The 17,197-nt window shown below is 69.5% G+C and carries 15 protein-coding genes; all 15 read right to left on the bottom strand.

Going from position 1 to position 17,197, the window contains the following annotated elements; all coding sequences use genetic code 11:
* Positions 1-2 precede the first annotated feature (2 nt).
* Entirely contained in the window at positions 3-1,280 is a 1,278-nt protein-coding gene (locus QM748_RS01950; RefSeq protein WP_415245402.1) for an alginate export family protein, read from the bottom strand.
* Positions 1,277-3,601, bottom strand: coding sequence for a phosphotransferase (locus tag QM748_RS01945; RefSeq protein ID WP_415245401.1), 2,325 nt, complete (start codon positions 3,599-3,601; stop codon positions 1,277-1,279). Before QM748_RS01945 ends, QM748_RS01950 begins: the two co-directional genes overlap by 4 nt.
* The gene (locus QM748_RS01940) at positions 3,591-5,390 is read right to left on the bottom strand and encodes an ABC transporter ATP-binding protein (protein WP_415245400.1); all 1,800 of its coding nucleotides are present in this window, start codon (positions 5,388-5,390) and stop codon (positions 3,591-3,593) included. Before QM748_RS01940 ends, QM748_RS01945 begins: the two co-directional genes overlap by 11 nt.
* Entirely contained in the window at positions 5,387-6,037 is a 651-nt protein-coding gene (locus QM748_RS01935) for a glycosyltransferase family 4 protein (RefSeq protein ID WP_415245399.1), read from the bottom strand. Before QM748_RS01935 ends, QM748_RS01940 begins: the two co-directional genes overlap by 4 nt.
* A complete protein-coding gene (locus QM748_RS01930; RefSeq protein ID WP_415245398.1) occupies positions 5,950-6,570 on the bottom strand; it encodes a hypothetical protein in 621 nt (206 codons plus the stop codon). The genes QM748_RS01935 and QM748_RS01930 overlap by 88 nt, the downstream gene beginning before the upstream one ends.
* A complete protein-coding gene (locus tag QM748_RS01925; RefSeq protein WP_415245397.1) occupies positions 6,570-7,799 on the bottom strand; it encodes a glycosyltransferase in 1,230 nt (409 codons plus the stop codon). Before QM748_RS01925 ends, QM748_RS01930 begins: the two co-directional genes overlap by 1 nt.
* Complete coding sequence (locus tag QM748_RS01920; RefSeq protein WP_415245396.1) at positions 7,789-8,967, bottom strand: glycosyltransferase family protein; 1,179 nt, start codon at positions 8,965-8,967, stop codon at positions 7,789-7,791. Before QM748_RS01920 ends, QM748_RS01925 begins: the two co-directional genes overlap by 11 nt.
* Positions 8,968-9,124: 157 nt before the next feature.
* Positions 9,125-10,429: a sensor histidine kinase gene (locus tag QM748_RS01915; protein ID WP_415245395.1), complete on the bottom strand. Its 1,305-nt coding sequence runs from the start codon at positions 10,427-10,429 to the stop codon at positions 9,125-9,127.
* Positions 10,422-11,096: a response regulator transcription factor gene (locus QM748_RS01910; RefSeq protein ID WP_415245394.1), complete on the bottom strand. Its 675-nt coding sequence runs from the start codon at positions 11,094-11,096 to the stop codon at positions 10,422-10,424. The genes QM748_RS01915 and QM748_RS01910 overlap by 8 nt, the downstream gene beginning before the upstream one ends.
* Positions 11,096-11,782 carry a PepSY domain-containing protein gene (locus QM748_RS01905; RefSeq protein ID WP_415245393.1) on the bottom strand — a complete coding sequence of 229 codons (687 nt, stop codon included), beginning with the start codon at positions 11,780-11,782 and terminating at the stop codon, positions 11,096-11,098. The genes QM748_RS01910 and QM748_RS01905 overlap by 1 nt, the downstream gene beginning before the upstream one ends.
* Before the next feature lie 167 nt (positions 11,783-11,949).
* The gene (locus QM748_RS01900) at positions 11,950-12,162 is read right to left on the bottom strand and encodes a DUF3079 domain-containing protein (protein ID WP_415245392.1); all 213 of its coding nucleotides are present in this window, start codon (positions 12,160-12,162) and stop codon (positions 11,950-11,952) included.
* 157 nt (positions 12,163-12,319) lie between these two features.
* Entirely contained in the window at positions 12,320-12,652 is a 333-nt protein-coding gene (locus QM748_RS01895; RefSeq protein ID WP_415245391.1) for a DUF3325 domain-containing protein, read from the bottom strand.
* Positions 12,645-14,498, bottom strand: a complete 1,854-nt coding sequence (locus QM748_RS01890) for a PepSY-associated TM helix domain-containing protein (RefSeq protein ID WP_415245390.1) — start codon at positions 14,496-14,498, stop codon at positions 12,645-12,647. Before QM748_RS01890 ends, QM748_RS01895 begins: the two co-directional genes overlap by 8 nt.
* Complete coding sequence (locus QM748_RS01885) at positions 14,495-14,830, bottom strand: hypothetical protein (protein ID WP_415245389.1); 336 nt, start codon at positions 14,828-14,830, stop codon at positions 14,495-14,497. Before QM748_RS01885 ends, QM748_RS01890 begins: the two co-directional genes overlap by 4 nt.
* A gap of 10 nt (positions 14,831-14,840) precedes the next feature.
* Positions 14,841-17,174 (bottom strand): TonB-dependent receptor domain-containing protein, encoded by a 2,334-nt coding sequence (locus tag QM748_RS01880; protein WP_415245388.1) that lies wholly within the window; start codon positions 17,172-17,174, stop codon positions 14,841-14,843.
* Between the last annotated feature and the right edge of the window lie 23 nt (positions 17,175-17,197).

Below are 17,197 nucleotides of genomic sequence, written 5' to 3'. Positions count from 1 at the left end.
CGCTAGAAGCGGTAATTGAACTCCAGCCGCGCCGAATAGGCGTCCCCGGCGCGCGGCGCATCGTCGTCGTCATCGCTGCGGAAGCGCGAGGAGGGCCGGAACCAGCCGAGCGCAGCCTCCAGCTTGACGCGTTCCGACGGCCGCCAGCCCAGCACCAGGTCGAAAGCGTCGCCCAGGTAGCGGTCGTCGCGCCTGTCTTCCTCCGGATCCAGTTCGGTCTCGCGCAGCTTGCCGAGCACGTCCTGCCTGTAGCGGTGATAGACCAGATCCAGCGACAGTTCGCGCCCCAGGTCCAGCCCCAGGCCGGCAGTCAGAATGTGCAGGTTGCCCAGGTCCGGATCGAGCGTCTCGCCGTAGATGCGGAACTTCGCCACGCCGCCGAACGTCGCCTCGTTCGACTGCAGGCCGGTCTGCCTGTACGCGCCGCCGCCGCGGTCGCCGCGCCTGGGATCGCCGCTGGCATAGGCATAGCCCAGCGTCAGGCGCGGCCGCAGCGGCGCGGTGTCGAAGGCATAGGTCACACCCAGGTTGACCGCATGGCCGTCGACACGCTCGCCGCCTTCGCGGCCGCCGACGTGGGCCAGCTCCAGCCAGTGCCGCCAGCCCTTGTCCGGCGTGGCATGTGAGCGCAGGCCGACATGGTTGAGCCAGGTATCGTCCGCCGAGACGTCGTGCTGACGCACCGCATAGGCGCCGATCTGCCAGTCCTTGACCCACTTCCGATCCATCTCGTGGCGGCCGAACGCGGCGACGAAGTTGACCGGCTCGCCGTGGCTGTCGTGGTCGAGCAGATCGCGCCGCCAATGGCTGACGCGGGCAAGGAACAGCTCGCCTTGCCAACGGCCGCGATCGTATTCGAGATGCACGCCGTCCAGGTTCTCGTCCATCAGCCATTCGCGCTCGTCGCGCTGCAGCCAGCGGCCCAGCCTCAGCCGGGTATCCGGCAGCGCATCCTCGATGGCGAGATAGGCGTGGGTCAGGTTCAGCCGGTTGTCGGTACCGGTCGGCTCGCCGCGCTCGCGCTTGATGCGGTGGATGAGTTCGGCCTCGATCAGGCCCCACACCCTGCGCTCGGGGAAGAAGCGCGCCTGCAGCCGGAGCTGGGGTTCGTATTCCTCGGCGCGCTCGACATTGCCGCGCTCGAGCGTGAAGTTGCGCTCGGCGGCGGCCTCCACGATCAGCGTGGTGCGCAGGTCGACGAACTCTTCGGCCGCCGCCCCGCCGGCGGCGATGCCCAGGCTGCATGCGGTGAACATGCGGAGCAGAACCGGACGCATCATGCGGCTGCCTCCGGCCAGGGAGCGAGGCGGGCCTCGCAGGCTTCCAGCAGCATCATCGTGGTATGCGCACGGTCCTCGAAGCGGGTGCTCAAATGGATGTGGCGTGCGAGCGAAAGCGCCGTGTAGCCGGCGATCGACTCCCGTGCCACGTCGGGCATGCCGGCCCGGTAGGCGTCGACGAAAGCGCTTTCATGCACCGCCAGGGCCGCGGCGTCGTGATGGAAGCGGATCGACTGCTCGGTGACGTGGGCGACGAAATTGCCGACGTCCAGCGCCGGATCGCCCAGCGCATGCAGGTCGAAATCCAGCAGCACGACGGTTTCGCCATCGACCAGCACCTGGTCGGGATAGAAATCGCGATGCACGCCGCAGGCCGCCGCCTGCGGCAATGCCGCCGCCAGCCTTTCGCAGGCGCGCGCAACGGCTTCGATGCGCGCCGCAAGGCCGGGCCGGGCCTGGGCCGCCGAGGCGAGGCAGCGCCGCAGCATGGCCGTTTCGTCGCCGACGTCCCAGGTCCGCGGCGGCCGCAGCGCCTGCCGGTGCAGGTGTGCCAGCGCCGCGCCGATGCGCCGCGCGGCGCCAGTGTCGGCGCCCGGCACGAAGCAGCCCGAGGCCGGCCGGCCCGGCACTCCGCGCTGCAGCCACAAGGCCAGCTCGGGCACGGTTCCGAGCGGCTCGGGCACGACCACCGGCCCGCGGTCCAGGCCCGCCAGCCACAGGGCGCGCTGCGTTTCGTAGCCGCGGCGGTCCAGGCCCTTGCCGCGCAGCTTGCCGAGCATTTTCAGTGGCGCACGGCTCAGTGGCGCACGGCCGAGTGGCGTCCCCGGGAGCCCCGCCGCCGAAGGCATGACGACGTACTCGACCAACGCCCGCCGGCCGGGCTTGAGCCGCCTGAGCACGACCTGCACTTCACAGCCGTCCTCTGCCAGCCCCAGGCAACGCGCCAGGTGCGGGCGCATCCATGCGGCATCGAGCGCCTGCGCCAGGGTCGGCAGCCCGGCCGCAGCCACTTCGCACGGCAGCGCCGCCGCTGACTCGGCCTGATCGGCGAGCATGCCGGCACGGCCGAGCATGTGCGCGACGTGCCGCGGCCAGTCCCGGCTGCGCTTGCGGAACGGCTCGGCGAGCAGCTTGAGCAGTTCGGCCACGCGCTGCCACGGCAGTGCGGCGGGAAGCGCACCGGCCGCTTCGCCGTAGCCTGCCATGCAGGCAGCGGCGGCCTTGTCCGCCTCCGCCTGCGTCAGCAGGCCCTCGATCACCTGCAGGTCCAGCCGTGCGCACAGCGAAGCGAGGTCCGCCGCCGGATCGCCCAGACAGGCGCGGTCCCAGTCGATCACGGTCAGACGGCCGGCATCGGCGATGACCTGGTCGATGGAGAAGTCGCCATGGATGAAGCACGGCGACATCGGCGCCGCCGACAGCGCATCGAGCGCACGCTCGGCAAGCTCGCGGGCGGATTGCAGCTGCTCCGGATACAGCACACCCAAGGCCGCCACCGCCTGCTCGACCGCTTCGCGCTCGTCGCGCCGCTGGCGCCTCAGCGGCGCGGCGAGGCCGCTGCGATGAACGCCGGCAAGCGCCGCTCCGATGCCGCGCAAGGTTGCGGCATCGGGCAGGCTGCCGCTTTCCGGGCACAGGCTCCAGCCTTCGGTCCACGCGCAGGCGAAGACCTGCCGTTCGCTCCAGACGCCCAGCAGGCGCGGGCCGCCGGCCGCGGCGGCGAGCGCGGCATTGCTCAGCATCGAACCGAAACCGTCTTTCGGGCAGGCACGCAGCACCGCGACCGGCCGCCCCGCCACCGACACGCGCGCAACCAGCCTGCGCTCGGGCTTGTAGCGCAGGATGTCGAGCGCCGGCCCGGCCCCGTCCTCCACCCTGCCGTCGCCGCAGATGCCGAGCCGGGACAGCAGATCGGGCAGCCTTGCGCGATCCTCGAGCAGGCGCAATGCCTTGATCGAGCGGTCGTGGCGCAGCCGCAGCACCACGATGCACGCATCGGCCAGCATGCAGGGGGCATCGGCCCGGCCGGCGGCGATCTCGGCCTGCCACTTCGGCCGCGCCGCGGCCTGCGCGTAGCGCGACGCCGTCAATGCGCGCAACTGGAGCCGCAGCGGCGCCGTATCCCGGAACTGGACGCAAACGCCCGCGGTGCAGCTGACGCCGGGCTTGTAGCGCAGGTAATCGACCGCCGCCGCGCTGGCCGCGGCCAGCCCGGGCAAGCCGCGCAGCAGCGCCAGCAGCCGCGCCTCGTCGAGCAGCACGGCGAGGCCGGGCAGCGCGGTGTCGCGCGCGGCGATGGCGGCATCGGCGTCACAGTGCATCGCAGGCCCCGCTTGCCGCCTGTTCGTCCCGCCGGCCGCGCCAGAGCGCGGCGAAGCGCCCGCCACGGGCGATCAGTTCCGCCGGCGCGCCTTGTTCGACCACGCGCCCGCCATCGAGGAAGACGATGCGGTCGGCGTCGGCCGCCAGCATCGGGTCGTGGGTGATGGTGAAGGTGGTCCGTCCCTGGGCCAGGTGGCGCAGCGCGTCGATGACGATGCGCTCGTTGTCGCGGTCGAGGCCGACGGTGGGTTCGTCGAGCACCACGATGGCGCTGTCGCGCAAGGCGACGCGCGCCACCGAGATGCGCTGGCGCTGGCCGCCGGACAGGGTCGCGCCGCGCTCGCCGATCACGGTGTCGTAGCCCGCCGGCAGCGCCATGATGAACTCATGGGCATTGGCGAGGCGCGCCGCCTGTTCGACCTCCTCCTGCCCGACCGGCCTCAGCGCCGCGAGCGCGATGTTGTCGCGCACCGTGGCGGCGAACAGCAGATTGTCCTGCGGCACCAGGCAGACCTGGCGGCGCAGGCTGGCGACGGTCAGCTCGCGCAGGTCGTGGCCGTCGATCTCGATCGCACCGGCGCTCGGGTCGTACAGGCGCAGCAGCAGGCTGCCGATCGTCGATTTGCCGGCGCCCGAGGCGCCGACGAGGGCGACGTGCTCGCCCGGCCGCAGCTCGAGCTCGAAGCCGTCGAGCACTTTCGCGCCGCCGGCGGCATAGGCGAAATCGACCTGCCGGAAGCGCACCGCACCCTTCAGCCTGCCGGCTTCGATGGCGTCCGGGCGGTCGGTGATCTCCGGCGTCTCGTCGAGCACGTCGGCGATGCGCTCGCCGGCCGCCAGCGCCTTCGACAGGCGGCTGGCGTACTTCGCGTATTCGCGCACCGGACGGAAGGAGTTCTTCAGATAGGTGACGAAGACCAGCAGGTCGCCCGGGCTGAGCGCGCCGGCCAGAACCTGCCGCGTGCCCTGCCACAGCACCAGCGCGGTCGCCACCGCCACCAGCAAGTTGACGCCGCGTTCGAGCCCGGCCGAGAGGCGCTTGGCGCGCACGTCGGCCTGCTGGCTGTGCTGGTCGGATGCACCGATGGCTTTCGCGATCGCCGGCTCCAGCGACAGCGACTGCACGGTGCGGATCGCCGCCAGCGCCTCGCCGGCGGTGGACGCCATCGCACCGTCGCGCTTGCGCTGGGCGCGGCTGGCTTCGTGGATGCGGCGGCCGCGGCGCACGGTCGCCAGCAGCAGCACCGGCACCGGCAGGATCGCCACCAGCGCGAGCTGCCAGTTGAGCGCCAGCATCACCGCCAGCATGCCGCCCAGGATCAGCAGGTTGGCGCTCATCGGCATCAGCGCGGTGACCATCGCCTCCTTCAGCATGCCGACGTCGTTGACCAGGCGCAGCGTCAGGTCGCCGCTGCGGGCGCGGTGGTGGAAGGCCAGCGACAAGCGCTGCAGGTGGGCGAACAGGTCGATGCGCACCCGGCCGAGGATGCGGTTGCCCGCCAGGGCGAAGCCGATCGTGCTGAGGTAGGCCGATCCCGCCTTCAGCGCGGCGATGGCGATCACCGCCGCGGCGCACACGGCGAGCGCGATCATCGGCTCGAGGCTGGCCAGCAAAGCCGGCGGCTTGCCGGCCACCAGGCCGTCGATGATCAGGGCCAGCGGCCAGGGTTCGAGCAGGCGCATCGCGGTGGAGAACACCAGCGCGGCGGCGGCGCCGGACAGCAGCGGCCGGTGGCCGCGCAGATAGGGCCCGAAGCGCCGTGCGATGCGCAGCAGCGGCGTGCTCATCGGCCCTGGCCTTCCACCATCGTGCCGCGGGCGATCGCCAGCAGGCGGCCGACGACCGCATCCCAGCTGTGCTCGCGCTCGACCTTGCGCCGGCCCGCGCGGCCGAGCCGCAGGCAGCGCGCGGGATCGGCCAGCAGCCCGGCCAGCACGGCGGCGAGCGCATCGGCATCGTCGGGCGCGACCAGCATACCGTCCTCGCCGTCGGCGACGACCGTCGCCAGGTGGCCGACCGCGCTCGCCACCACCGGCAGCCCGGCGGCCATGTATTCGTAGATCTTCAGCGGTGAGAAGTAGAAGTCGTCCAGCGCCGGATAAGGCGCGACGGCGACGTCCATCCGCGCCAGCCAGTTCGGCACCGCGGCCGGCTCGACCGCGCCGGTGAACTCGACCATCGCCGCCACACCGGCCGCTTCGGCGCTCGCCGCCAGCGCATCGCGCTCGGGGCCGTCGCCGACGAGCAGCAGGCGGGCATCAGCGCCATGCCGGCGGCGCAGGCGGACGAAGGCCTCCATCAGCACCGGCAGCCCATGCCAGGGCTTCAGCGTGCCGAGGAAGCCGATCACCGGCGCCTTGCCGGCATTGCCCTGGCCACGGCCGGCCGCCGCGGCGGCGAAGCGTGCCGGGTTCGACGCCGTTGGCGACGACATGGACACGGCCGCGCGCAGCCGGCTGGCCTTCGAGATAGGCCGCGACGCCGGGCGACACCGCGGCCAGCGCGCTGGCCGCGCCGAACACCGACTGCGCGATCCGCAACGCCTCGTCTTCGAGCACCAGGCCGCGATACTTGCGCTGCTCCTCGATCAGCGGCGCGTTCGACTTCCAGCAGCCCCGGGCAGCCGGCACGCCGCGCCCAGACCATGCCGGCATCGCTCCACAGCGAATAGCGTTCATATACCAGCTCGAACGGCCCCGCCGCCTCCAGCGCCGCCATCACCGCGGCATTGGCATCGAGCGCGGCGCGGGCACGGGCGAGCGGCTCGCCCTTGGGCAGCGGCGGCAGCTCGACCACGCGCAGGCCGGCGAGATCGGCCGGCGGCTCGCCGCCGATGCGGCTGGCGAACAGCACCGGCTCGGCCCCCGCCCGCCGCAGGCCGCGCAGCACTTCCTGCACATGCACCGATGCTCCCTTGGTGCCGAACACCGGAATGCCGGGGTCGGCGCAGACGTACGCGATTCGCATCAGCAGGCCCGCCCGTGCCGTCCGTCCCGCGCGCGCCGGAACAGCTCGCGCTGAATGGCGGCGTTGCGGTGGATGTCGTAGTCGGCCTCGATCAGCCGGCGCGCATTGGCCGACAGGCGCCCGCGCAGCGCCGGATCGCCCAGCAGCTGCTCGATCGCGTCGGCCAGTGCGCGTGCATCGCCACCTTCGATACACAGCCCGGTATCGCCGTCGCGGACCAGTTCGGGAATGCCGGCCACCCGGGTCGAGATGCAGGGCGTGCCCAGCGCCATCGCTTCGAGCAGCACCGTGGGCAGGCCGTCGCGGTCGCCGTCGGCGCTGACGATGCAGGGCGCAGCCAGCAGCGCCGCTTCGCGCAGCGCCTGCTGAACTTCCGGCTGCGGGCGCAGGCCCGGCATCGACAGGCAGTCTTCCAGCCCCAGCGCCGCACGCTGCGCTTCCAGTTGCGCCCTGAGCGGGCCGTCGCCGATCAGCGTGCAGCGGCAATCGACGCCGCGCGCCTTCAGCAAGGCAAGGGCGTCGAGCAGCACGTCGAAGCCCTTCTTCTCGACCAGCCTGCCCACGGCCAGGATCTCGTCCGCCTGCTGCAGCGTCGGCTGCCAGCGGAAGTGGGCAAGATCCAGGCCGTTGTACAGGCGCACCGTGCGCTCGGCCGCCGAGCCGTAGCGATCGCGGAGGTAGGCGAGGTTGTAGTCGGAGACGGTCACGGTGCAGGCGGCATCGCGCATCTTCAGGTCGAGCCGCACCGGCTCCTCGTACTCGTGATAGATGTCCTTGGCGTGGGCGGTGAAGGTGTAGGGAACATCTGCGAAGGCGGCGGCGAGACGGGTGACGGTGGCCGCCTGGGTGCCGAAGTGGGCATGCAGGTGCTCGATGCGCCGTGCCTTCACCTCGAGCGCCAGCTGGACCGCCTGTCCCACCAGGTCGCCGGCGGTCTCCTCTGCCAGCCCCATCCGCTCGGCGAAGCACGGCAGCTCGCGGCAGGCGCGGACGATGAGCTGCCACAGCGCGTCGCCGTTGCGCAGGCGGTGCTGGAAGCGGGTGACCGGCGCGCGCACACGCGCGATCGCATCCTGGAAGTGGGTTTCCTCCACCGGGCCGAGGGCGAAGATGTCGATCTGCGCGCCCGCTGCCTCGTGAGCGAGGATTTCATTGACGACGAAGGTCTCGGAAAAGCGCGGGTAGCGCTTCAGCACGTAGCCGAGGCGCAGAATGTTTTCAGGCGGCATGGCAGATGTCCTTCGGTGAAGCGGTGATCAGCTCCGCCGCCAGGCGGCAGAACCGGTCCAGCCCGTTGAAATCCAGCACTTCACGCGCGGCGGGCGGCTGCCGGCCGTGGCCGAGCCAGTGGCTCATCGCCTCGACGCTGAGATCGTCGGGATGCAGGCAGTCGATCAGCCCCAGCGCCGCCAGCCGGCTGCTGCGGATCCACTGCTCCTTGCGCGGCACCACGCGCGGCACGAGCAGCGCGCGCTTGTTCAGCGCGAGGATTTCGATGGTGGTGTTGTAGCCGCCCATCGACACCACGGCGGCGGCGTCGCGCATCAGCGCGAGCGGGTCGGCGACGAACTCCAGCACCGTCATCGCGGGGCGCGCGGCGGCCAGCTCGCGCAGCCGCTCGCGGGACGCGGCCGGCATCATCGAACCGGTGACGACGATGCCGCGATGGCCGGGCGGCAATGTTGCGCGCACGAAGGTCTCGGTCAGGCGGAAGCCGTCCTGGCCGCCGCCGACCATGCACAGCACGAAGGGCTCGGCGGCCGCAGCCGCCGAGGGGGCAATGTGGGCACACTGGTCTAGATAGCCCAGCGCGGTGATCCTGCGCCGGATGTCGGGAGCGAAGCCGCAGGCTTCGGCGGTGTCGTAGACCTTGTGGTCGCCATATACCCAGATGGCGTCGTAGTAGTCGCGGATGGCCTGGAAGTTGCGTTGCTTGCGCCATTGCCGCAGCACCACGGCCGGGGTGTCGAGGATGTCGCGCAGGCCCAGCACCAGCCGCGTCGGCATCCGGCGCAGCATCGGCAGCACGCCGTCGAGCTCGTTCATCGCGCCCCGCGGCACGTTGTCCACGACGACCAGGTCCGGTTCGAAACGGCACAGCGCGGCAGCGATGGTTTCGCCGCGAATCGCCACCAGGCGATCGATGTCGGCGCCGAGCGCGCGCGGCACATAGCTGCCATCGGTCTGCTTGCGGTACGCGGGCAGCGTGATGCTGTCTACGCCGGGCGGCAACGCGAAAGCGCCTGCCTCGCGGATGCCCGAGACCAGCAGGATCTGCGCTTGCGGATCGGCAGCTGCCAGCGCACGCGACAGCAGGATGTTGCGCCGGATGTGCCCGAAGCCCATCGTGTCGTGGGAATAGAGCGCGATTCGGGGTCCGGCATGGGGCGGTTTCATGGCAAAGCTCTCCGGTGAGGCCAGCCATTCATCCGGACTGGCAGCCTGGGCGAATGCCCAATGCGTACGCAGTCTAGAAACCCGAACCTGAACGTCGCATGACGCGGCCGTTCACGCTTCGTTCACATTTTTTTCACAAAGCTGACACAGCTGCCGCCTACAGCGGCAATTGCAGCTCGACCCGCAGCCCGCCCAGCCCGCTCGGCTCCAGCCCCAGCGTTCCGCCATAGGTTTCGGCGATGTCGGCCGAAATGGCCAGCCCGAGGCCCGAGCCTTCCACGCTCTCATCGAAACGCTGGCCGCGCCGCAGACGCAGTTCGATCTGCTCGCGGCTCAGGCCCGGGCCGTCGTCCTCGATGCAGATCGACAGCATGCCGGCTTCGGCGCGCGCCTTCACCCGCACCTCGCTCCTGGCCCACTTGCCGGCATTGTCGAGCAGATTGCCGAGCATCTCCTCGAAGTCGGTCGGCTCCCCGCGCCACATCAGGGTTGCCGGAGCGTCCATGTGCCAGTGCAGCGCATGTGCCTGGTGCAGGCGCCGCATCAGCGCGAGCAGCGCTGCGATGCGCTCGCGGACGACGATTCGGCGCATCTCGCCCGAGCCGCTGCCGGCACGCGCCAGGTAGCGATCGATCAGGCGGGACATGGTGGCGACCTGGCTGCGCAGCAATTCGCCGTCGTTGCCGGCATGCGCCAGCAGTGCGAGCGGCTTCTTGAGCGCATGGCTGAGATCGGCGGCATGGGTGCGCGCACGGCCGACGATGCGCGCGTTGCGCGCCAGCACCTCGTCCATCTCCTCGGCCAGGGGGTCGAGGTCCGGTCCGTAGCCGCGCCCGATCCGCTCCACCGTGCCCTGGCGCACCCTGGACAGGGCCGTATGCAGGCGCCGCAGCGGCGACAGGCCGAAGCGGATCTGGATGATCATCAGCAGGACCAGCGACACGATCAGGCCGGCGCCGGTCGCGGCCAGGATGCGATCCAGGTAGGCGAGTTCGCGCTCCGTCTCTCCCGCCGGCCCGTAGACATGCAGCAGTGCCTGCTGATCGCCGGCCCCGATGCCGCGCACGATGCCGAACAGCCGTTCGCCGCGCGGCCCGGTCAGATTCAGCAGGCTGTCGCCATGCCTGCTCGGCAGCGCCCTGGCGGTTTCCAGCCTGCTGTCCCACAGCGAGCGGGAACGCAGCAGGCGCGGGCCGTCCTCCAGTTGCCAGTACCAGCCGGAAAAGATGCGGCCAAACTCGTCGGTACCGCGGTACTGCCCCTGCGCAAGGCCGCCATCGGTGCCGGAAACGAAGTTGGCGCCGATGCGGTCGGCATGATCCTGCAGGCGCAGCACCATGCCGTTGTAGAGCGTGTCATGCACCTTCTGCCGCAGCATCCAGCCGCCCGCGGCGCTCACCAGCATGGTCGCCGCGATGCCGATCAGCAACAGGCGGCCGCCGAGCCCGATGTGCCTAGCCATCGCCGCCGCTGTCGTCGGCGAGGCGGTAGCCGCGCCCCCGCTCGGTATGGATCAGCGGGTGGCCCAGGCGCCTGCGGATGCGGCCGATCATGACGTCGAGCGTGTTCGAGTCGGGATCGAGATCGCGGGCATAGACGTGCTCGGCGATCTCGCTGCGCGAAACCACACAGCCGTGGCGCTGGATCAGGTAGGCGAGAATCAGTTGCTCCTGCGCGGTCAGCACCAGCGGCCGGCCCTCCAGCATGAAGCGGTCGGCGTTGCTGTCGTAGCTGAGCGGTCCGACGGTGATCAGAGGATGCGCATGGCCGCGCGCGCGCCGCATCAGCACACGCAGGCGGAGCGCGACCTCCTCGTGCAGGAAGGGCTTGGTCAGGTAGTCGTCGGCGCCGGCATCGAAGCCGGCCAGCTTGTCGCTCCAGCGTCCGCGCGCGCTCAGGATCAGCACGGGCATGTCACGCCCGTGCTCGCGCCAGCTGCGCAGCACCGACACGCCATCCAGGCCGGGCAGGCCGAGGTCGAGCACCGCCGCGTCGTAAGCCTCGGTGCAGCCCATGAAGTCGGCCTGGTTGCCATCGCGGGCAATGTCCACCACCATGCCCGACAGGCGCAGATCCTCGGCGATCCGGTCCGCCAGTGCGTCATCATCCTCCACCACCAGCACGCGCATTATTCGGCACTCTCCTGGCGCAGCAGCTCGCCCGACAGCGCATCGACATGCACTTCGATCCTGCGGCCATCGGCCAGCAGGACTTCGACCTCGTAATAGGGCCCATCGTTGCTGTCGAACTCGAGTTCGGCCTCGAGGATGACGCCGCGGTAGACCGAAAGAATCCAGTCGAGCACGTCCGGCAGCGGCTTCACCCATCGCAGCGTGCCCGAACGCAGGTCGCTGCCGGGAACGATCTGGCCGCTGCGGGCATCGACGAGCAGCTCGACCTGGCGTCCGCTCGCCTGGGCGATGCGTACCTCATACACCGCCGGCTCGCCCGGATTCTGGTCCAGCTCCACATCCAGCACGTGCCCTGGATAGCGTTCGAGAACCGTGCGCAATACCTGCGGCAGGGGCATGACCACCGCGATTTCCGCTGCGCGGTCGTCGAGCATGAAGCCGGTCACGGCGTCGACGTGGACCTCCTTGCGACGGCCGCCCTCCTGCAGGATCTTGATTTCGTAGATGCGGCGGCCGGCAGGATCGCGATCGAGCTCAACGTCCAGCACCTTGCCCGGATAGCGCGCTTGCACCCGGACCAGGATGTCGTTCAGCGGCATCAGCTGCCCCGCTTCCACCGCGCGGCGCACCACGTCCTGCTCGACCGCAACGGCGGCCGGCGGCGCCGCAAGCAGCAGCATCATGGCGAACAGCGGCAAGCAGCGGGATGGAATCATGGCGGGTGGCAATGTGCAGACAGGGCATCGTGACACGCTTCACTGCGCTGCGCATCACCGGCCACATCATCCTCCGGCACGGGTGAACGGCGGGTGAACGCCGCACGGCCCGCATCGCATGGCCCCGGCCGCTTTCAGTGCTCGTCCGGACGCACATTCCTGCCATTGTCGTCGGGCTCGATGTCCCAGTCGCCATACAGATACCAATCCTCGCCCAGCACTTCGGCCGGATGCATCGTTCGCCCCGAACCGTTGCCACAGCCCAGGTCATCGACAGAACAGTATTTGTCGCAGCCCCAGCAGATGCGCTCGGGGTGTTTCGGGTGGAGGGGGAATTTCTTGGCCATGGCGGGTCTCCTGCGGCAGGCGGAGCATGAAATACCCGAGTATTTTTGTCGGGATAAAAATCCGCGGCATTGACTTTCGTCAAGCCGCCACGCTCGCCTGCCCCTCGGGCCGAAGACGGGCCGCCACCCGCGGCAAACCCGTCCCACGGCCTTGATGCTACCGGGAGCCACCCGCGTCCGCGGCCCCCAGGGGCCACAGCAGCCCCAGCAGACGCGGCCGGTAAACCAGCACCAGCGCCACACCGGTGGCGCCGACGGCCAGCAGCATCACCCACATCAGTGCCGCCATCGACGGCTGGTCGGCCGCCAGGCAGGCCAGCAGCGACAAGCCCAGTGCCACCGTCCCCAGCCAGCGCAGCCACGCCGTACCGGCCGTGCCCCTCGGCCCCTGCATCGCCTGCTCCCAATGGACGTCCATGGCCAGCGCGAGCCAGGCCATGCCGGCGAAGCTCAGCGCCGTTGCCGAGATCAGCCACAGTACCTCAGACATGGGCCACCTCCGCTGCGGGCGGCACCGCCTTGCCTTTGGTCTTGCCGGCCTCGCTGAGCGCCAGCCGATACGCGGCATTCAGCTTGCGCGCAGCCCACACCGCGATGCCGGCGGCAGCCAGCAGCCCCAGATCCGTCGCCGCCACCGGCCAATACGTATCGGTGAATACCGTTCGCAGCAGATGGTCGCCGGTGGTGAGCCAGTTCAGCCCCACCGCTGCCAGCGCGATCGCGGCGATCAGCCAGCACTGTTCGGCCCAGGCCCGCAGGTGGCCATGCCGCCTTTGCCACAGCACCCGGAACAGCGCATGCAGCGTGCACAGCACCCAGGCATAGAAGAACACATCCACCTCGAAATCTCGGCTGGCGATGCCGGCGAACTGCTCGCGGTTGTCCAAGGCGCGGTTGGCAAGCAGGAAAGCGCCGGTAGCGGCGATGATGCCGGTGATGGCGCCGACGTTCAGCACGTTCATCAGCGCTACGTTCAATGCGGCAGCGCGTTTGCCCTTGTTGCGCGCCTGCGTCCAGTGCAGCAGGCCGGTGGCGATCATCAGGCAGCCGCCCAGGCCGCCGAGGAAGTACAGCCAGCGCAGCGGCCAATGGCTGAACTGCAGATAGTGCATGCCGGCGATGAAGCTCCACACGTTGACCGTCGGCGTCGCTTCGAAGGACTTGATCGGCTCGCCGGTCGCCAGCGAGAAGCGCTTGTTGTCGAGCCGCTGGGTGACGTTGTGGATGTTGTTCGGCCGAACCGCCGCCACACCGCCGGCATCCCCCGGATTGCTGATGCGCACCATCGAGATCGTGCCCGGCCCCCAGTCGCGCTCGGTGGCAGCAATCATCTCGTCGATCGATGCGATGCCGCTTGACGGCTGGCCGAGCACCGGAACCTTGACCCGGCCCAGCGCCTGACCCAGGAACTGGCGCCGCGCCGGGCTGTTGCGGGCGCCTTCGCCACGGCTCTCGGCCTGCGCTTCGCCATTCTGCTGATCCTCCTCCTGCTCGTCGCCGGAACGGGCCGCTCCTGCCGGACCATGCTGCCTGCCTCGCGCTTCGCCCTCACGGACGGCCCGTCCTTCGCCCTGCCGCGCTCCACGGGCCTCGCGGGCACGCGGCGCCTCGCCGGCCGCCGGCCGGGGCCTCGCCTCCGCCGCAGCTTTTGCCGGAACCTGCGCAAAGACCGCATCCGGCACCTGCGGAAAGTAGATCAGATGGGCGATGACCACCCCCGACAGCGTGATGACGATGGCGAACGGCAGCAGCATGACGCCGCTCAGGTTATGCACGTCGAGGTTCGCACGGCCGAAGCGGCGGAACAGCCTGAGGGTGAAGAAGTCGGCGAACAGCTTGCGGTGGATCACCACGCCGGAGATCAGCAGGCACAGCATGCCCATGCTGGCGATGCCGACCAGCCAGGCGCCGATGTTGTTCTGGCGCAGCGTGAGGTTGTGGTGGAAGGGATAGATGAACTGGCTTGCACCACGCGTATTCGACGCCGGCAAGGGTTCCAGCGTGAGCGGGTGAAAGCGGACACGCCTGGGAATCGGCGACCCCTCGGTCTCGTAAGCCAGCGACAGGAAAGGCGCCCGCTCGCCGGGCAGCACGATGCTCCAGGCCTCGGACGCCGGTGCGCGCTCGCGCAGCAAGGGCAGCACGTCCTTGTCGACCGACAGCCCGGACGCCGGCGCGTCGAAGGCGATGCGCGTCTCTGGCATCATCCAGCGGTCGATCTCCTTGTCGAACACCGACAGCGTGCCGGTCCAGAAGATCGCGAACAGCAAGGCGCTCAGCACCAGCCCTGCCCAGGTGTGGACATCGCCCATGCGGGCGCGGAATCCCTCTTTCATGCCTTGCCTCCCAGCATCCACGCCGCGAGCACGGCAGCTGCGGCCAGCCCGCCGGCACCGAGCCAGGTGCGCAGCACGCTCCGGCGCGAAAATGCCCACAGCAGGATGATCAGCAGATACAGAAAGCCGAGCATGCTCGCGTTCAGCACGGCGTCCGTCCACGCCATGCCGAGGCGATGCAGCAGCACGCCCGTCAAATCCGCCAGGCGGGCGCTGGCGACATAGGCCAGCAGGCAGATCGCCACGGCATGCGCGGTCATGGCGGCCGCCTTCAGCGCCCCGGCGAGGCGAGTCTCGTCAGCCGGCCGTGCGGCCCGATTCGTAGTCGTCATGTGCCAGCCCTCAGAAGCGCGCGTTGATGCCGGCGTAATAGCTGCGCCCGCGTTCGGAGTAGCGATAGACGCCGGTGTCGTTATTCACCTTGAAGCGCTTCGCATCGGTCAGGTTGTCCACCACGAACTTGAAGCTGACGAAGCGGTTCAGCGCATAGCCGAGGCCGGCATCGAGCGTGATCAGATCCTTGTCGCTCTTGTCGACCGTGTTGTTCTCGAAGCTGACGCGGGTGATGTGGCCTTCGTAGTTGAGCGTCAGGAAACTGGAGAAAGCATCGTTCGGACGGTAGTCCAGCGTCACCGAGCCGTTGTGCTTCGGAATGCCGACCAGCGAGTTGCCGTCCAGCCTTGCCAGCGTGTCGCCGAAGGATCGCGGGCCGGCCGGGGTGTCGATCGTCACGTTGCCGGCATCGATGCGCGAATGGGTATAGGTGTAGTTGCCCTTCAGGCTCAGGCTGCTGCCGATCAGCCATTTGCCTTCCAGCTCGACGCCACGAATCTTCGCCCCCCTGGCATTCAGCCAGGTGCCCCAGGCGGGGCAGTTCCGGGTACCGACCGCACCCGAATCGCAATATGCCGAGATCGACCTGCCACTTCCGTCGTCGAAGAAATAGGGCGCGGTATTGAGGATCTTGTTGCTGAAATCGTTGTAGAACAGCGTCACGCCGCCGCTCAGCGGCCCTTCCTTGGCGTAGAGCGCGCTGATCTCGTAGTTGGTGCTTTTCTCCGGCTCGAGGTCGGGATTGCCGACCAGCAGGAACTGGGTGGCGCCGCCGCCGCGCTGCGAGCCGGTGCTGTCGTCGATCTGCGAGATCTTCGGGCTCTTGTAGCCGGTGGCGACGCCGCCCTTGAAAGTCCAGCCGCTGCCGTGGTTGAAGACGAGATAGGCCCGGGGGGTCACATGCTGGCCGAAGAATTCGTTGTCCGTCAGCCGCGCGCCCACGGTCAGGAAAAGCGTGTCGTCGATCAGCGCCCATTCGTCCTCGGCATACCAGGCCTTCTCGGTGACTTCACGGGTGCCGAAGCTTCCGGCGCGCCCGCCGCCCAGCTCGTTGTTCGTCAGCTCGTCCTTCGTCCATTGGGCACCGATGGTCAGCACATGGCTGTCGCCGATACCGGTGACGAAGCGCGCATCGCCGACCTTGTTCGTCGATCCCGTGGTGTACGGCGCGGCAGCCGGATAGGTGAAGCGCTCGTACTCTTCCTGGTAGTACTTCAATTCCAGCTGGCCGAGCTCGAAGCTGCCGTTGTAGGCCACGCTCCAGGCATCCCGCTTCCATTCCCGATCCGAATTGCTCCGCGCGGTGCCGGCCAGCACACCGCCCGGGTTGCCGATGTAGCGCTGGCTGGACTCCGAATAGTCCAGGCTCAGGTCATGATCGCGGCTCGGCGTGATGCGCAGCCTGCCGCCGACAGTGCGCTTCTCCGACTCCTGGTAGCCGCCGAGATAGCGGTCCTCGTCCTGGTCGGTCTCGTTTCCCCACAGCGACACCCCGATCAGTTCGTTGACGAGCGGGCCGGCGAGGTGGAAATTGCGCTGCCGCTGGTTGCCCATCGAGCCGCTGTCCGGCGCACGAAAACCGAAGTCGACGCTGCCGCCCCAGGTATCGGGCGTCTTCTTGGTGACGATGTTGATGACGCCGCCCATCGCATCGCTGCCATACAGCGAGCTCATCGGCCCCCGCACGACCTCGATGCGCTCGATCGACGACAGCGGCGGGATGAAATTGCTGTCCAGGTCCTCGTTGTTCAGCTCCCGGGGGTTGCTCGTCTCCGAACGCACGCGCTTGCCGTCAACCAGGATCAGCGTATAGCCCTTTTCCATGCCGCGGATCGAGATGCCGCTCTGCTGACCCGAGCCGATCACCGCGACGCCGGGAATCTCCCTGACGATGTCCTGCAGCGAGGCGAACTGGCGCTTCTCGAGCTCCTGGCTGGTGATGACGCTGATGCTCGCTGGCGCATTCCTGATGTCCTGCTCGTAGCCCGCGGCGCTGACCACCGTGACCGCCTGCAGCACGGCGGCTCCGAGCGCCTCCCGCAGCACGAACTGGTCCTGCCCCCTCGGCACCGCTTCCAGCCCGCTGCCGGCCAGCAGCGCATCCAGCGCGGCCTGGATGCCGAAGCTGCCGCGCACACCCGGACTGCTCCTGCCTCGAACCTGCTCCGGCGAAGCGGCCAGCAGGATGCCGGTCTCCCCGGCAAAGCGTGCCAGCGCCTCGTCCAGCGGCCCGGCGGGAATGTCGTAGGCGCGCGCAGCCTGCGTCCGCTGCGGCGCCGATGCGGAATCGGCACTCTGGGCCAGGACGGCCTGCTGTCCGGCAGCCAGCAGACCGCCGAACACTGCGAGTCGGACGGCCGCCGCGA

This window comes from Thauera sp. (assembly GCF_047601425.1).
In the GTDB taxonomy this organism is placed as follows: Bacteria; Pseudomonadota; Gammaproteobacteria; order Burkholderiales; family Rhodocyclaceae; genus Thauera.
The sequence above is the reverse complement of the archived record's forward strand: the minus strand, read 5'-3'. Positions and strand labels throughout refer to the sequence as shown.

Coding starts and splice junctions, on each gene's coding strand:
- QM748_RS01925 (WP_415245397.1), bottom strand. CDS start 7,799: ATGCCGCCTGAAAACATTCTGCGCCTCGGCTACGTGCTGAAGCGCTAC.
- QM748_RS01950 (WP_415245402.1), bottom strand. CDS start 1,280: ATGATGCGTCCGGTTCTGCTCCGCATGTTCACCGCATGCAGCCTGGGC.
- QM748_RS01945 (WP_415245401.1), bottom strand. CDS start 3,601: ATGCACTGTGACGCCGATGCCGCCATCGCCGCGCGCGACACCGCGCTG.
- QM748_RS01890 (WP_415245390.1), bottom strand. CDS start 14,498: ATGAAAGAGGGATTCCGCGCCCGCATGGGCGATGTCCACACCTGGGCA.
- QM748_RS01900 (WP_415245392.1), bottom strand. CDS start 12,162: ATGGCCAAGAAATTCCCCCTCCACCCGAAACACCCCGAGCGCATCTGC.
- QM748_RS01895 (WP_415245391.1), bottom strand. CDS start 12,652: ATGTCTGAGGTACTGTGGCTGATCTCGGCAACGGCGCTGAGCTTCGCC.
- QM748_RS01905 (WP_415245393.1), bottom strand. CDS start 11,782: ATGATGCTGCTGCTTGCGGCGCCGCCGGCCGCCGTTGCGGTCGAGCAG.
- QM748_RS01910 (WP_415245394.1), bottom strand. CDS start 11,096: ATGCGCGTGCTGGTGGTGGAGGATGATGACGCACTGGCGGACCGGATC.
- QM748_RS01915 (WP_415245395.1), bottom strand. CDS start 10,429: ATGGCTAGGCACATCGGGCTCGGCGGCCGCCTGTTGCTGATCGGCATC.
- QM748_RS01885 (WP_415245389.1), bottom strand. CDS start 14,830: ATGACGACTACGAATCGGGCCGCACGGCCGGCTGACGAGACTCGCCTC.
- QM748_RS01935 (WP_415245399.1), bottom strand. CDS start 6,037: ATGTCGTCGCCAACGGCGTCGAACCCGGCACGCTTCGCCGCCGCGGCG.
- QM748_RS01930 (WP_415245398.1), bottom strand. CDS start 6,570: ATGCGAATCGCGTACGTCTGCGCCGACCCCGGCATTCCGGTGTTCGGC.
- QM748_RS01920 (WP_415245396.1), bottom strand. CDS start 8,967: ATGAAACCGCCCCATGCCGGACCCCGAATCGCGCTCTATTCCCACGAC.
- QM748_RS01940 (WP_415245400.1), bottom strand. CDS start 5,390: ATGAGCACGCCGCTGCTGCGCATCGCACGGCGCTTCGGGCCCTATCTG.